The organism is Pseudomonas sp. AOB-7, assembly GCF_003696305.1.
Taxonomy (GTDB): domain Bacteria; phylum Pseudomonadota; class Gammaproteobacteria; order Pseudomonadales; family Pseudomonadaceae; genus Aquipseudomonas.
Map to the genome: position 1 here is coordinate 223812 of NZ_RFFK01000002.1, position 14682 is coordinate 238493.

The 14682-nt window shown below is 63.2% G+C and carries 13 protein-coding genes; 6 read left to right on the plus strand and 7 right to left on the minus strand.

Going from position 1 to position 14682, the window contains the following annotated elements; genetic code table 11:
- Positions 1-180: 180 nt before the first annotated feature.
- Positions 181-1938 carry a DNA polymerase/3'-5' exonuclease PolX gene (gene polX / locus EA796_RS05450; protein WP_122107830.1) on the plus strand — a complete coding sequence of 586 codons (1758 nt, stop codon included), beginning with the start codon at positions 181-183 and terminating at the stop codon, positions 1936-1938.
- A 14-nt stretch (positions 1939-1952) separates the two neighbouring features.
- On the opposite strand, the gene EA796_RS05455 is transcribed toward polX, so the two are convergent.
- The 6 genes from EA796_RS05455 to fnr all read right to left on the minus strand — a co-directional run bounded on the left by EA796_RS05455 (position 1953) and on the right by fnr (position 6809).
- Positions 1953-2780 (minus strand): CHAD domain-containing protein, encoded by an 828-nt coding sequence (locus tag EA796_RS05455; RefSeq protein WP_158603084.1) that lies wholly within the window; start codon positions 2778-2780, stop codon positions 1953-1955.
- Between the two features lie 4 nt (positions 2781-2784).
- On the minus strand, positions 2785-3387 hold the full coding sequence (locus EA796_RS05460) for a phosphoribosyltransferase family protein (RefSeq protein ID WP_122107832.1): 603 nt from the start codon (positions 3385-3387) through the stop codon (positions 2785-2787).
- Positions 3384-4358, minus strand: a complete 975-nt coding sequence (locus EA796_RS05465) for a ribose-phosphate pyrophosphokinase (RefSeq protein WP_122107833.1) — start codon at positions 4356-4358, stop codon at positions 3384-3386. The genes EA796_RS05460 and EA796_RS05465 overlap by 4 nt, the downstream gene beginning before the upstream one ends.
- A gap of 75 nt (positions 4359-4433) precedes the next feature.
- Positions 4434-4976 (minus strand): Hsp20/alpha crystallin family protein, encoded by a 543-nt coding sequence (locus EA796_RS05470; RefSeq protein ID WP_122107834.1) that lies wholly within the window; start codon positions 4974-4976, stop codon positions 4434-4436.
- Between the two features lie 130 nt (positions 4977-5106).
- Positions 5107-5658, minus strand: coding sequence for a GNAT family N-acetyltransferase (locus tag EA796_RS05475; protein WP_122107835.1), 552 nt, complete (start codon positions 5656-5658; stop codon positions 5107-5109).
- Positions 5659-6059: 401 nt separating this feature from the next.
- Positions 6060-6809 carry a fumarate/nitrate reduction transcriptional regulator Fnr gene (fnr, locus tag EA796_RS05480; protein ID WP_082457864.1) on the minus strand — a complete coding sequence of 250 codons (750 nt, stop codon included), beginning with the start codon at positions 6807-6809 and terminating at the stop codon, positions 6060-6062.
- 266 nt (positions 6810-7075) lie between these two features.
- Here fnr and EA796_RS05485 point away from each other — a divergent pair, with 266 nt between their 5' ends.
- From EA796_RS05485 to EA796_RS05495, 3 genes are read left to right on the plus strand one after another with little or no spacing between them, the layout of a single operon-like run.
- The gene (locus EA796_RS05485; RefSeq protein WP_122107836.1) at positions 7076-7978 is read left to right on the plus strand and encodes a universal stress protein; all 903 of its coding nucleotides are present in this window, start codon (positions 7076-7078) and stop codon (positions 7976-7978) included.
- Positions 7979-8008: 30 nt separating this feature from the next.
- Complete coding sequence (locus EA796_RS05490) at positions 8009-8692, plus strand: phosphoribosyltransferase (RefSeq protein WP_122107837.1); 684 nt, start codon at positions 8009-8011, stop codon at positions 8690-8692.
- Between the two features lie 17 nt (positions 8693-8709).
- On the plus strand, positions 8710-9381 hold the full coding sequence (locus EA796_RS05495; protein ID WP_122107838.1) for a dienelactone hydrolase family protein: 672 nt from the start codon (positions 8710-8712) through the stop codon (positions 9379-9381).
- Positions 9382-9409: 28 nt separating this feature from the next.
- Here the strand turns inward: EA796_RS05495 and EA796_RS05500 are convergent, their stop codons facing one another.
- Positions 9410-10396 carry a magnesium transporter gene (locus EA796_RS05500; RefSeq protein ID WP_122107839.1) on the minus strand — a complete coding sequence of 329 codons (987 nt, stop codon included), beginning with the start codon at positions 10394-10396 and terminating at the stop codon, positions 9410-9412.
- A 277-nt stretch (positions 10397-10673) separates the two neighbouring features.
- Between EA796_RS05500 and EA796_RS05505 the strand changes: the two genes are divergently transcribed.
- Both EA796_RS05505 and cfa read left to right on the plus strand, forming a co-directional pair.
- On the plus strand, positions 10674-13340 hold the full coding sequence (locus EA796_RS05505; RefSeq protein ID WP_122107840.1) for a cation-transporting P-type ATPase: 2667 nt from the start codon (positions 10674-10676) through the stop codon (positions 13338-13340).
- Between the two features lie 160 nt (positions 13341-13500).
- Positions 13501-14631, plus strand: coding sequence for a cyclopropane fatty acyl phospholipid synthase (cfa, locus tag EA796_RS05510; protein WP_122108005.1), 1131 nt, complete (start codon positions 13501-13503; stop codon positions 14629-14631).
- The last annotated feature ends 51 nt before the right edge of the window (positions 14632-14682 follow it).

A 14682-nucleotide genomic window follows, 5' to 3' on the forward strand; every position in this document is an offset into this window, starting at 1 on the left:
TTTAAAGACCGTCACTCCACTTTGGTTATGAGGGATCAGTCATGCGCCTTGGCAAATACTGCTGTCGCGACGTCTATAGCACCGTGCCCGCTGGGTCCACTCTGACCATTGGCTATCCGCCGGGTGGCCGTCGCATGCGCGCAGAACGCGCGCGCAGCCAAGGTTTCTAGGTGCGCGATCATGCCCGCTCATCCACGCACAGACGCCGGGGCGCTGCCGGACAATGAACACATTGCCCATGTGTTTGAAGAAATAGCCGATCTGCTTGAACTCGAAGATGCCAATCCGTTCCGCATTCGTGCCTACCGTAATGCCGCCCGCAGCGTGCGTGGCGCAGAGGCTCAACTCACCGCACAGATACGGGCTGGCAAGCCGCTGCCGAAGCTGCCGGGGATTGGCGCGGATCTGACAGAAAAAATACGAACGATCAGTCTTACCGGCCGCTGCCCGCTGCTCGAGCTCCTCCATGGCGAAGTTCCCGCTGGCCAGATCGAATTGCTGCAGTTGCCTCATATCGGGCCGAGACGGGTTCACCAGTTACACCGGGAGCTGGGGGTCGACTCGCTTGCGGCCTTGCAGGAAGCCTTGCGCAGCGGTCGTCTGGCGCATCTGCACGGCTTCGGGCCGCGCCTGCTAGACCAGCTAGACAAAGCGTTGAGGATCAGGAGCGCCCGCGAGCGCCGACACCTGCAAATCGATGCCAAAGCTCAGGCAGAGGCCCTGTTGAACTTCATCCATGGTTTGGAAGGCGTGGAGCAGGTACGGGTGGCCGGTAGCCTGCGCCGACGTCGAGATACCGTTGGCGATCTGGATTTCGTCGTGTGCACCCAGGGCAATACCCAGCAGCTTATGAATGCGCTGCTGGCTTATCCCCTGGTCGCCGAGGTTATGGCATCCGGCGCGACGCGCAGCAGCCTGCGCTTGGGCAGTGGCATGCAGGTGGATGTCCGGATAGTTGGCCGGGAAAGTTTTGGCTCGGCATTGCTCTACTTGACCGGCAGCAAGGCGCACAGCATCGCGTTGCGGCGTCGGGCTCGCACGCTGGGCTGCAAACTCAACGAATACGGCGTTTTCCGTGGCGCCGAGCAGCTTGCCGGCGAGACCGAGGAGGGCACCTACCAGGCCCTCGGCCTGCCCTGGATCGCTCCCGAGTTGCGGGAGGACAACGGGGAGATCGCCGCCGCCGAGGGCAACCTGCTGCCGGTGTTGATCGAGACGGCTGATCTGTGTGGCGATCTGCACTGCCATACGCGTGCCGGCTACGGTCGCAACAGCCTGCGTGAAATGGCTCTGGCTGCGCAGCGCTTGGGTTGGGAATACCTGGCAATCACCGATCATTCGCAACGCTTGAGCATCGGTCATGGTCTGGATGCCGGACGCTTGGCTCGGCAGCTCGATGAGATCGACCGATTAAACGATGAGCTGGATTCGTTGACCCTGCTCAAGGGGTGTGAGGTGGACATCCTCCCCGACGGCAAGTTGGACCTGCATGACAGCATCCTGGCGCGCTTGGACATAGTGGTAGGCGCCGTGAACAGCAACTTGCAGCTGTCTGCCAAACAACAAACTCGACGTATCCTGCGGGCCATGGACTCAGCCTATTTCACCATCCTGGCGCACCCCAGCGGCCGTCTGCTGCTGGAGCGCGAGGCATGCGCCCTGGATATGCATGCGGTGATCAGGCATGCCCGGCAGCGCGGTTGCTTCCTCGAACTCAACGCGCAACCGCAGCGCCTGGATCTGGACGAATACCATTGTCGACTCGCCAAGGATGAGGGGGTGTTGCTGAGCATCTCCTCGGATGCTCATCGCTTGGTGGATTTCGCCCTGCTTGATTTTGGCATTGGCCAGGCTCGGCGGGGGTGGCTGGAGCGCGCCGACGTGTTGAATACTCGAAGTCTGACGCAACTGCGTGAGCTGTTGCGGCGTAGCCGTTGATGCGACCCTCAGGCTTAGGCTGAGATAGGCACCGGCAGGAGTGGATCTCTCGACACTCGGTGCTCATGAGCCGATCCGCTATCGTGCCCCAGGTTGAGGCGCAATCGGAGTATCTCCGCTTCGGCATCCTGCAAGGCGCTGATCGAAGCCTTCTGCCAGCCCGCTAACAGGGGCTGGAGATCCCGCTCGGAGGCAGCCTTGAGACACCACTGGGACAGGTCATGCCAGGTTCCGAGTGCTGACAGCACGGTCTTCAACGAACGGACTGCCTGCTGCGAAACCGCGGCTTGCCGCGGATAGGCATCAATCATGTAGCGGGCGTGCTTAGCCAGAATTCGCAGTTTGTGGCGATCGTATTTCGGATCTCCAAGCGCTTGGGCCAATTGTTGAACCTGTCTGTCCAAGCGTTTGCTGATCAGCTTGCCTAAGTTCCTGGCCTTACCTGCCATTCGCTCGGCGCGAAACGACCTTGGCCATTCATCCAGCTCGGCAAAGAGTATCGCCAGTGCCCGACTTTGCAGCACCCGCTCAACCGATGCCCTCAGAGCAGCCTGCCTGGATGCTGCCAGCTCGCGATATCCCTTTTGTTCCAATTCGTTAATCAGTACTTCGAGGTCTCTTACGGGGACGGTCAGGTTTCCCACCGCAGCGGCTGCGCTGTCCAGGCGCCCAACCGAGTCGATCTTGCGCAAAGGCCTCAGCAGGCTCCGCAACCGTCGTAGCTGAATCCTCAGGTCATGCAGGGCTTCGCCATCGGTGCTGGCCTGCAGGCGGCAGCGGGCGTGGTAAAGCGCGATCTCGGCTTTCAGGACCTGCTCAAGGATTTCATCGAACATGGACATGGCGTTAGTTCCTGCCACCGGTTCGAGGCGGCATGGAATCTTCGGGGGGGAGAGGATGCTGGCCGTGGCGGACAATCTCGATGCGCAAGTCCGCCTCGTAGGGTGGCACATGGCACTCGACGATATCGCCGGGCGCGACTTGCAGCCTGATCCCCACTACGTCTGCCTGGATCGGTTGGGTTCTTACGCAACGGTCCACCAGCACCGCGGTGTGTACTCGGCGTGCCCCCAATTGCGCTAGGTAGGCGCAGGAGCGCAACAGCGAGTGGCCTTCGTAGAGGACATCGTCAACCACCAGCAGGGGCGTTGCGGCGAGGTCCAGCGCCGCCAGTTCAGGGCTTTCGGTGAGCGCCGTGCCCGGGTGCAGAAGGCTGAGGTCGTCTGCATAGCGCTGAACCTTCAGTCGGTAGATTGGCGGCTGCGGCTCGCCGGATTGGCTGCTGTAATGCCGCTGCAGCATAGTCGCCAGGGGGACTCCCCGGCGCAGGATGCCGACCATGGCGAACGGCTGGCCGTGGAAGAACACCGCCAGCTGGCGCGCCATGCATGCCAGAACCTCATCGAGCTCCTGGGCGTCGTACAGGCAGTGCGTCTTGGCGTCGTTCATCGGCCGGCATCCCCGATCGCGTAATGGCTCTCCAGCGCTGCTGCGATTGCGGCGGAGGTGTCCAGCACCTCGACGCGACCGGCCTGCACGAACGACTCCAGCCTGGGAGACGGAATGCTGTCGCTGACCACGATCCGCTCGAACAGCTGGCTCTTCAGGAAAGACTCGCTGCCGCTTGTGAGCAGCGCGTGAGTCGCCATCGCCCATACGCACTTGGCACCGCCGTTGTGGCAGGCTTCGGCGGCGCGCATCAGGGTCGACCCGGTACTGATCAGATCGTCGACGAGGACGACGTTACGTCCTTCGACACTGCCCACCAGCAGGCTCCCGCTGAGGGTCTCGTCGCTGCGGTATTTTTCCACGCAGGCGCGGGCTACCGAACGTCCCAGTCGCTGCTCTAAAACCTGGCGTAAACGCTCGGTGCGCTTGATTCCGCCAAGGTCTGGAGAGACGACCACCGGTGCCTCGCCCCGGTGTTCGTGGATGAAGTGCTCAGCAAAGAGCTGCGTGCTCTCGAGATGCTGGGTTGGAATGCGGAAGGCATTATCGAAGGCTGCCTTGCTGTGCACGTCCAGGGTCGTCAGGCTGTCGATGCGGCTCGCTTCCATCAGCGTGGCGAGATAGCGCGTGATGACCGGATCCTGTGCGTGGATACGTTGCTCTTTACGTGAGTAGCAAAGGTACGGGGACACCACCTGAAGATGTCGAGCCCCAGCATCCTTGATCGCGGAACAGAGAAACAGCAAGCGGCACAGCTTGTCGTGCACGCTTAGCCCGCGTTCAGGGTAGAGCCCTGCAAAGACCACGACACGCCTGCCGGCCACAGCCTCCTGCGGGTGGCACTTGTACTCGCCGTCCTCATACTCATGCTCTCCCACTGTGCCGAGAGGCAATCCGAGGTGCCGGGCTACGCGGGTGGCAAAGGAGTGACTTTCATGAAGAGCGAACAGCAGAGGGGCTGCATTGAACATGATCGCACCTCCTCGAAGCCCGGGACTCTGGGAGAGGCGCAGGTCCTGACGCATGCAGGGCCTGCGCAACGGCGTTCAGCGCGACTTGACCGGGATGACTTTCTCCGGTTTGACTGCCTCGGGGCGTTTGGGCAGGGAGATCGCCAGGACCCCCTTGCTGAAGTTCGCTTCGATGTGATCCACGTCGACGCCTTTGGGAAGGCTGAAAATACGCTCGAACGAGCCATAGTGCCTTTCCGAGAGATGGTAGTCCTTACGCGTTTCTTCCTTCTCGTCCTTTTTCTCGCCGCTGATGGACAGGTTGCCATTCGCGAGCCTGATCTGAATGTCCTTTTCTTCCATGCCCGGTAGTTCGACGGTGATTTCGAACGACTTGTCCTTTTCCGCGATGTCCACCGCCGGTATGCCATATCCGGACATGCTGCGTTTCCAGAACGGCTCGATGTCGAATGAGCTGCGGCCGAAGGGGAAATTCAGAGGGGGGCGGATGAAGTCCTCGAACAGGCGATCCACTTCAGTGCGCAGGGTGTCCAGTGGCCGCCAGGGATCGCTCAGAGCGGGGCTTCTGGTGGTTTGTGGCGCTGCTTTTTCAGGGACTTCCTTTACGGGATGTGCCATTTTCATGTCCTCCTGCTTGGGGTGCTGTTTCGCTGCTCGAACTCCATTTCATCTCTTCCTGCCAGAAATCTTGTAGCGCCTGCCCGGACGATTCTTGATCTTCATCAAAGGATCGCGCGTCAGCCCCCGACTAAAGCTCCAGGCGGTGAATTACCTGTGTGGCATCTTGAGGATCGCGGGCATGTTGGAAGCCCAACTCATGGGCCAGGGCCTGCAAGTGGCTATTGGCTGCGGAATCTACCGAGTACATCTGCTTGAAGCCGTTCTGTCGGGCAGTATCGATGAGATGGCGCATCAACGCGGTGCCGAGCCCGCGATGCTGCCAGGCATCGGCAACGGTCACCGCGCATTCGCACTGTCCGTTTTCCCCGGTCGAGGCATATCGGCTGACCCCGACCTCGATCAGTTCCCCATCCTGGTGAACAAGGGCGACAAAGGCCATTCTGTGGCTGTAGTCGGCTTGCAGGAGAGAGTCGAGGAGGGCAGGACTGACTTCCTTCACCGCGCCAAGAAAACGGAAATGGCGCGTTTCGGGTGACAGATTGCGGATGAACTTGGCTTCACGCTCCCGATCCTCTGGTCTGATCGGGCGGATCAAGACGTGGCTGCCATCGTTCAAGTGTTCGATCCAGTGTTCGTCGACTCGCGCGTCTGTCTGCTGAGTGTCGTAGAGCGAAGGCATGTTGCGTACTCCGTTGAGGCGGCGGTTCGCTGAATCTGTACTCCCATGGCAGCGCGGCGGATTGATCAGGATCAACTTGAGGGCAACATCGAGTGCCTTACATCGGCTGCAGTAAGTCGACGACGCTGCGCAGCGGTTCCGTGCCGACTCTGCGGTACTGAAGGTTATCGGGAGCTGAGCCTCAAGCGGCAGATGGTCGGCATCCGGCCGGCTTGCCGAGCTTATCCGAGACGAGAATGGAGCACTTCCACATGGAAAGTTTGAGGAGTCGGTGGCGCCGTGCATCGGTCAAGAGAGCGAATCGACCCGAGTCAACGTCTGGCGAGTAGGCTTTCTAGCGCACCGGCGATCATCGCGAACCGGCCAAACGGAGGCTTGGTTCCGGTTGCATCCCCATTGTTTTAGAACTGTTTTGCACCGCTGGTATCACCCTGTCTGCACAGCCTCTGAATATCCAGCAAATGCACTTCGTGGCCGCTGCCGGCAATTAGCTTCAACTCACGAAAGCGAGTAAACAGACGACTGACCGTTTCGGTAGTCATACCCAGGTAGTTACCGATGTCGCCACGACTCATGGGCAGCACGAATTGCAGGGGCGAGAGCCCGCGTTGACTATAACGGGCCGAGAGATTGAGCAGAAAAGCCGCCAGACGTCGTTCGGCACTTTCACGCGCATGACTGCGATATTCGTGTTCTTCATGGATTTCCCGGCTCAGGGTATGAAGTAACTGTTTGCGCAGCCCTGGAATTTGACCGGCCAGCTCCTCGAGTTGGTGTACGGGTATTGCGCACACCATCGAGGTTTCCAGAGCAACAGAATAGCTGGGGTAGCGTTCCTCCCCCAAGGCATCGAGACCTATGAGTTCACTCGGCAAGTGAAAGCAGGTGATCTGGTCAGCGCCATCGGGGTTGAGCAGGTAGCTCTTGAGGGCTCCAGAGCGCACGGCATACACATGCTGCACCGAATCGCCTGCGCGAATCAGGTATTCGTTCTTATGCAGCGGCCGGGAGCGTTTGATGATGCCCTCGAGGCGACCTATATCGGTCTCGTCAAGGCAGAGAGGAAGGCACAAGCGGGCCAATGAGCAGTCATGACAACTTAGGTGTGCTAAGCGCGATAGTTCTGGCCCACTGGATGAACGATCAATCATCGCGAATACCTTTCGCAAGCCTGAATAGTAAATTTATAAGAGGATATTTCAGCGGGCGCGGCCTTTCGTCGGAATGATGACGCATCCGCCTAGCAGGAGATAAACGGTACAGCTAAGACGCTGTAAACAATGCTTTTCTGCCGGACAGTCAGCCCCACCTCCGCAGCGAAAATTGACCTGCATCAATCTGTTCCTGCTCCTCGAACCGCAATCTGTAGTTGGTCTTGGTGGCGTCAGATCGAGCGCTTGTCAGGTGGAGGTGGGGCATGAACCAAACTCGAAGAATCCTGCTGGTGGGTCATACGGAGCAGCACAGGTCCGCGGCTTTGCAAAGGGCGGTCGCACTCGCGATGGCTGGCGATACGCCATTGCATATCGCCGTTCTAGTTGAGCCCTTCATGACTTACTCGTTATTGGCGAGCGAGATCAGGAATCAGGTGCGTCAAAGCATGCTCAACGAACAGCGGCGGAGTTGGGACAAGGAAGTCGAGCCCCTCAGGAGCAAGGGTCTCCAGGTTACTTGTTCGGTAACTTGGGCTGAGAACGTGCACGAGGAAATCATTTGCCAGGTTCGCGAGTTGCAGCCGGTCATGCTGGTGAAGGACATCCAGCGCGAGACAATGCTCAAACGGGCTTTCGTCACGCCTTTGGACTGGCATCTGCTACGTAGTTGCCCTGTGCCACTTCACCTCGTGAGCGATGCCCGCCATCCCAAACCCCGCGTGGTAGCGGCGGCAGTCGATCTGGCTGATCCGGATGCACAATACTCGGGCCTCAACGATCAGATCATTGCAGCCGGTACCAGCCTGGCCACGCAATGTGGTGCCGGGTTTCAGTTGCTCTACATCCACGAAAACATGCCGGCTTATGTCGCCGATGGCGAAGCGGTGGCCGATTGGGCAGAAATCACCGAGCAGTTGCGCGCTTCGCTGCATCAATCGTTCGTGGCCCTGGCCGATCGGCATGACGTCCCCCAGGAGCGGCGTCACTTCATTACCGGTCAGCCGGTTGCCGACATCATCGAATTTGCTCAAGAGCAACAGGTGGATGTCGTGGTGATGGGACGCGTTCACCGGAGAGTGCTGAACAAGTGGATTGGCAGTACGACGGAGTCGGTGCTCTACCGGCTCCCCGGGAGCGTCCTGGCCATACGCCCCGAATCTGGCTGAATGGCTCACGCGCTGCACGAGGGTCGCAGGATGAACCATAGCCACGCACTGCAGATTCCGATTCCCGATCGGCGGGCGGCCGGTCAGGCACTGGTGCCCATGCTGGACGCGTACCGCGGCCGCGCCGACACCATTGTCCTGGCCCTGCCGCGCGGTGGCGTTCCGGTCGCCTACGAGATCGCCTGCGCGCTGGAGTTGCGTCTGGACCTGTTGACGGTACGCAAGCTGGGGCTGCCGTATCACGATGAGCTGGCGATGGGCGCCATCGCCAGTGGCGGCGTGCGCGTGCTCAACCGAGACGTGCTGGCCATGCACGATATCGACGAGGCCACCCTGGATGCGGTGGCGCAGCGGGAGTTGCTGGAGCTGCAGCGCCGGGAGCGGGTCTATCGCGGCGATCACCCCTTGCCGGAGCTGCGCGACCAGCAGGTGATTCTGGTGGACGACGGGCTGGCGACCGGCGCCACCATGCGCGCGGCGGTGCAAGCGGTGCGCAATCGGGGGGCGGCGCGCATCGTCATCGCCGTGCCGGTAGCACCAAGCGACACCATTGCCGAGCTGCGGGAGGAGGTGGATGAGGTCATCTGTCCCTTTGCCCCCGAGTTCTTCACGGCTATCGGGCGCTGGTATGTGGATTTTTCACAGGTCAGCGATCAAGCGGTGATGCGCCTGCTGCAACACGCCTGGCAGCGCAAGTTGCCGAGTGTCAGCTAGGCGCGGGGAGGCCAGTGATGCACCAAGCTCGACTGGGCATTGAACTTCCGAATGTGCGATTGGTGGGCGACCTGTGGTTACCTACCGAAGCGAAGGGCTTGGTGGTGTTCGTGCATGGCAGTGGCAGCAGCCGCTTGAGCCCGCGTAATCAGCAGGTGGCGCGCTATCTGAGCGAGCAGGGGCTGGCGACCCTGTTGTTCGACCTACTTACCGAGTCCGAGGAGCGCATCGACAGGGTCACCTGTCAGCTGCGCTTCGACATTCCACTGTTAACGCACCGCCTTGTCGGCGTCCTTGACTGGATTGCCGCCGACCCTGAGCTGAGCCATCTGCCGGTGGGTTTGTTCGGTGCCAGCACCGGCGCCGCCGCGGCGATCCTGGCCGCCGTCGAGCGACCGGACCGGGTGCAGGCGATCGTCAGTCGCGGCGGACGCACCGATCTGGCAGGTAATCAACTCGAGCGGCTGAGAGCGCCCATCCTGCAGATCGTCGGTGCTCGTGACCTACCTACGCTCGGCGGCAATCGTCAAGTCAGCCGGGCATTGGCCTGCGAACAGCGACTGGACGTAATTCCCGACGCCACGCACCTGTTCGAGGAGCCGGGCACGCTGCAGGAGGTCGCGCGTCTGGCCGCTGGATGGTTCGAACAGCATCTGAGCGCAGCGCTCCAGCGCGGCGCCAGGCGCTGAGCGGGCTCTCAACCGCCGGGGCTCGACCTCAAATCAGCAGGCTCGCAATACCCAGGTAGATCAGGATCGACAGTAAATCCTGGACCACGGTCGCCAGCGGGCCGCTGCCGAACGCCGGGTCCATCGAGCCCGTGCTGAGCAGCCAGGGCAGAGCCATGGCGGCCAGGGTCGCGGTCCCGCAGGCTGCAAATACCGCGAGACCGACGCACAGGGCGATGTCCGCCTCATGCCACAACAGCCATACCAGCGGCCCCGCGACCAACGCCAGGGCAAGGCCGATGGCCAGGCCCACCAGCAGTTCGCGGCCGAGCATCCTGCGCATGCCGATGCCCACCGAGAGGCCGCGCACCACCACGGTCTCGGTCTGGGTGCCGACGGCATCGGCCAGGTAGATGATCCCCGGCAGGAAGAACGCCAGCATGACCTTGTCCTGCAACTGGGCCTCGAAACGGCCGACGAAGTCGGCCGCCAGCAGCGCGCCCACCAGCCCGACCAGCAACCAGGGGATGCGATGACGAAAACGGCGGATCACCGGCTCCTCGCTCGAGGCGCGTGCGGCCTCGGTGCCCTTGATGAATCCGCCGAGGCGGGTGAGATCCTCCTCGTGCTCGCTCAGCAGCACCGCCAGCAGGCGATGGGGCGGAATCACCCCGATCAGCTCATCGTCGGCGTCGACCACGGCGAGCGCCGATTCCTGATGGCAAACGGCGCGCCAGGCGGCGATCTCCTGATCCACTCCCGGCGCCACCCGCGGAGCCTCGCGGTCCATCAGGGCATCGAGGCGCAGATCGGCGGGCGCGCCCAGCAGGTCCTCGATCCTGAGCAGGCCGAGGAAGCGTCGGCCCGTGCAGATCACGATATGGCTGGCGCATGCATAGCGCTGTTGCATCAGGGCTGCACGGACGTCATCAACCCGATGCTCGGGGGTGAATACCGGTATGTCCCGAGTCGCGTGCTGCGCCGCGGTTTCGAAACTGATGCGCTCTGGTCCGTTGACAGTCGGCGACATGGGCATCTCCTTGGCTGCAGACGAGGCGGTGCGTCGTCACTAGCCTGGAATATAGGCACAATCGGCCGCACCGCCGCGTCGTGCGCGAACCGCCAAGGCTGCGCGGTTTTCTTGATACCCATCAAACCGACAGCGGGGATGGCCGCCTAGGCTGAAACGATAGCGCGGCATGGAAGGGCGCGAGCACTCTGCGGCATTCGCTAAGTCGCATCTCGAGAGCGCGGCGGCCAAGGATTCGAGGCGTACTGGCACGGCCAATGAAAGCTGAGGCGAGGACGCGCGGATGAAGATTCAGACGCTCGGGCCGCAGGAGGCCTTGGCCAGTCTGCAGAGTGGCCCGGAGGGGCTCGCGGAGGCGGAAGCCGAGCGGCGGCTTGCGACATTCCAGGCCAACAGAATCCTGCATCTGCGGGCCGCGCCCTGGTGGCGGCGGTTCGTCGCGGGCTTCATCCACTTCCTGGCGATTGTCCTGTGGCTGGCCGCGGGGCTGGCCTTCTTCGCCGAATGGCGCGATCCGGGCAAGGGCATGGCGACGCTGGGCGTGGCCATCATCTGCGTCATCCTGATCAATGCGCTGTTCTCCTACTGGCAGGAATACCGGGCGGGGCGCTCGATCCTCGCCTTGGAGCGCCTGATGCCCGACAGCGTGCGCGTGCTGCGCGACGGGCGCCTGCGCAAGCTGAATCGCGCCCTGCTGGTGCCCGGCGATGTGGTGCTGCTGTCGGCCGGGGACAACGTGCCGGCCGATTGCCGGGTTCTGGAAGCCTTCGATGTGCGCATCAACATGGCCGCGCTGACCGGCGAGTCCTACCCGGTGGCGCGGGATGCCGAGCCCAGCGATGCGCCCGATCTGCTGCACTGCCGCAATATCCTGCTGGCGGGCACCACGCTGCTCAGTGGCGAGGCGCGGACCCTGATCTACGCCACGGGCATGCGCACCGAGTTCGGCCGCATCGCTCACCTGATTCAGGCCGGTGGCGACGTCGAAAGCCCGCTGCAACGCCAGATCAACCGCCTGAGCCGGCTGATCGCCATGCTGGCGGTGCTGCTCGGGCTGGTGTTCTTCGGCCTCGGCCAGTGGATCGGGCTCGGCTTCTGGAACAGCTTCCTGTTCGCCATCGGGATCATCGTGGCGAACGTGCCCGAGGGCCTGTTGCCCACCGTGACCCTGTCCTTGGCGATGGGTGCCCAGCGCATGGCGGCCAAGCAGGCGCTGATCCGCCACCTGCCGAGCGTCGAGACCCTGGGCTCGGCCACGGTGATCTGCACGGACAAGACCGGCACGCTGACGCTGAACCGGATGGAGGCGCGCGTGGCCGTCTGCGCGGGCCGCGAGATCGACCTGAGCGGGCAGCCTGCGACCCTGCCGCACAGCCTGCGCGCGGTGGCCTCGCTGTGCCAGACGCTGCAGCGGGGGGAGGTCGACGGCCGGCAGGTGCTGGTCGGCGATCCGCTGGAGGAAGCGCTGCTGCGCATGGCGCAGAACGCGGGCGGGCAGGTGAGTCTGCCCCTCGTCGACGAGCTGCCCTTCAGCGCCGAGCGGCGCATGCTGTCGACCCTGCACCGCGCCGAGCAGGGCTTGCTGCTCTTCAGCAAGGGCGCGCTGGAGGCCCTGCTGCCACTCTCGTCTCGGGTGCAGGACGCAGACGCCGAACGCCCGCTCGACGATGCCGAACGCGAGCGCTGGCGCGAGGCGGAGCGGCGCCTCGCGGATCGTGGGCTGCGGGTACTGGCCTTCGCCCACCGGTCGGTGGACGAGGGCTACCTGCGCACCGAACTGGAGCGGGGGCTGGTACTGATCGCCCTGGTGGGGCTCGAAGACCCGCCCAGGCCGGAGGTGCCGGTCGCCGTCCAGCGCTGCCAACAGGCGGGCATCCGCATCCTGATGGTGACCGGCGACCATCCCCGCACGGCGGTGGCGGTGGCACGGGAAATCGGCCTGACCAGGGGGCAGCCCAGGGTCATCAGCGGCGCGGCCCTGGCGGCCATGTCCCACAGCCAGCTGAGCCTGGCGCTGGAGGCGCGCGAACTGATCTTCGCCCGCGTCGACCCGGAGCAGAAGCTGCTGATCGTCAAGGAGCTGCAGGCCAAGGGGGAGGTGGTCGCGGTCACGGGCGACGGGGTGAACGATGCGCCGGCCCTGCGCCAGGGCGATATCGGCATTGCCATGGGCCTTTCCGGCAGCGATGCGGCGCGCGAAGCCGCGGACATGGTGCTGCTCGACGACAACTTCGCCAGCATAGTGGCGGCGGTGGAAGAGGGGCGGGCGGTGTTCCAGAACATCCGCCGCTTCATGACCTACATCCTCACCTCGAATATTCCGGAGATCGTGCCTTATCTGGCATTCGTCCTGCTGCGTATCCCGCTGCCACTGACCGTGGTGCAGATTCTGGCGGTCGATCTGGGTACCGACATGCTGCCGGCGCTGGGCCTGGGCGCCGAGCGCCCCCGGGCGGAGCTCATGCAACGTCCACCCCCTTCGGCCCACGAACACCTGCTGGACAGGCGCCTGCTGGCGCGCGCCTATCTGTTCCTTGGGCCGATGGAGGCCGTCGCCGCGCTGGCCGCGTTCTTCTTCGTGCTCGACAGCGGCGGTTGGCAGTACGGCGCTGCGTTGGCCAGCGACACCGAGCTCTACCGCACCGCCACCACGGCCTACCTCGGCGCGATCGTGCTGATGCAGGTGATGAACCTGTTCCTCTGTCGCAGCGAGCGGGGTTCGCCGTTCGGCACGGGGCGTCCCAACAGGCTGATCTGGGCGGGCCTGGCCTTCGAGATCGTACTGACCCTGCTCATCGTCTATACGCCACTGGGCAACTGGCTGTTCGGCAGCGCACCACTGCCAGCGGCCGCCTGGCTGTTCATGCTGCCTTTCGTCCTGGCCATGGCGTTGCTGGAGGGGGCGCGCAAGGCCTGGGTGGCGAGAGCCCCCGATTCGATAAAAAAGTGAGCTGCATCAATAACCCCGATTGACTGCCGAGCAAAGTACGAAGAACGGTCGCGACTCGCAGCGGCATGCAGTCGCGATGGTGGGCGCATGTCCAAGGCCATAGCGCTGCGTGGAGAGGACAGGAGGGGCGACGATGCAAGAAAAGTTTCATCAGCCACAGATGCCTGCCGATGCGCAGCGGCGAGCCCGGGACAGGGTCGAGTGGCTGTTGCAACAGGCCGGCATCGGCCTCAACGGCAGCCAGCCGTGGGACATGCAGGTACATGACGAACAGCTCTATTCGCGCATTCTGACCCAGGGAACGTTGGGCCTGGGCGAGGCCTACATGGACGGTTGGTGGAACTGCCAACGCCTCGACCAGTTCGCCTGCCGGGCGCTGCGCGCCGAGCTGCCCCGCAAGGTCGGCTTCACCTGGCACGATGCCGGTCTGGTGGCGCGCGCGCTGGTCTCCAACCTGCAGTCGAAGGCCCGCGCCGGCATGGTCGGCGAGCGTCACTACGACCTCGGCAACCGGCTCTACGAGTGCATGCTCGATTCGCGCATGACCTACACCTGCGGCTACTGGCGCGAGGCCGCCGACCTGGAGCAGGCCCAGGAGCACAAGCTCGATCTGGTGTGCCGCAAGCTCGGCCTGCGCGAGGGGCAGCGGGTGCTGGACATCGGCTGCGGCTGGGGCAGCTTCGCCGAGTTCGCCGCGCGCCGCTACGGCGTCCGGGTGGTCGGCATCACCATCTCCCGGGAGCAGGAGGAATTGGCCCGGCAGCGCTGCCAGGGCCTGCCGGTGGAGATACGCCTGCAGGACTACCGCGACATGCGCGAGCGCTTCGACCACATCGTCTCGCTGGGCATGTTCGAGCACGTCGGCTGGAAAAACCATCGCGGCTACATGCAAGTGGTGCAGCGCTGCCTGGCCGACGATGGCCTGTTCCTGTTGCACAGCATCGGCGTCAATCGCAGCGGCATACGCAGCGATGCCTGGATCGATCGCCACATCTTCCCCAATGGCAATTTGCCGAGCGTCGCGCAGATTGGCCAAGCCATCGAGCCCGACTGGGTCATGGAGGACTGGCATAACTTCGGCGCCGACTACGATCGCACCCTGATGGCCTGGCATGCCAACTTCGAGCGCCGCTGGGGCGAGCTGGCGGCGCACTATGATCACCGTTTCTATCGCATGTGGCGCTACTACCTGCTGACCTGCGCCGGCTCCTTCCGCGCCCGCAAGAATCAGCTGTGGCAGATCGTACTGAGCAAGGGCGGTGTACCGGGCGGCTACCAGGCGCCGCGCTGAGCCTGCGGCTTGATATGGATCAAGGCGGCGAACCGGGCCCGGATCGAAGCT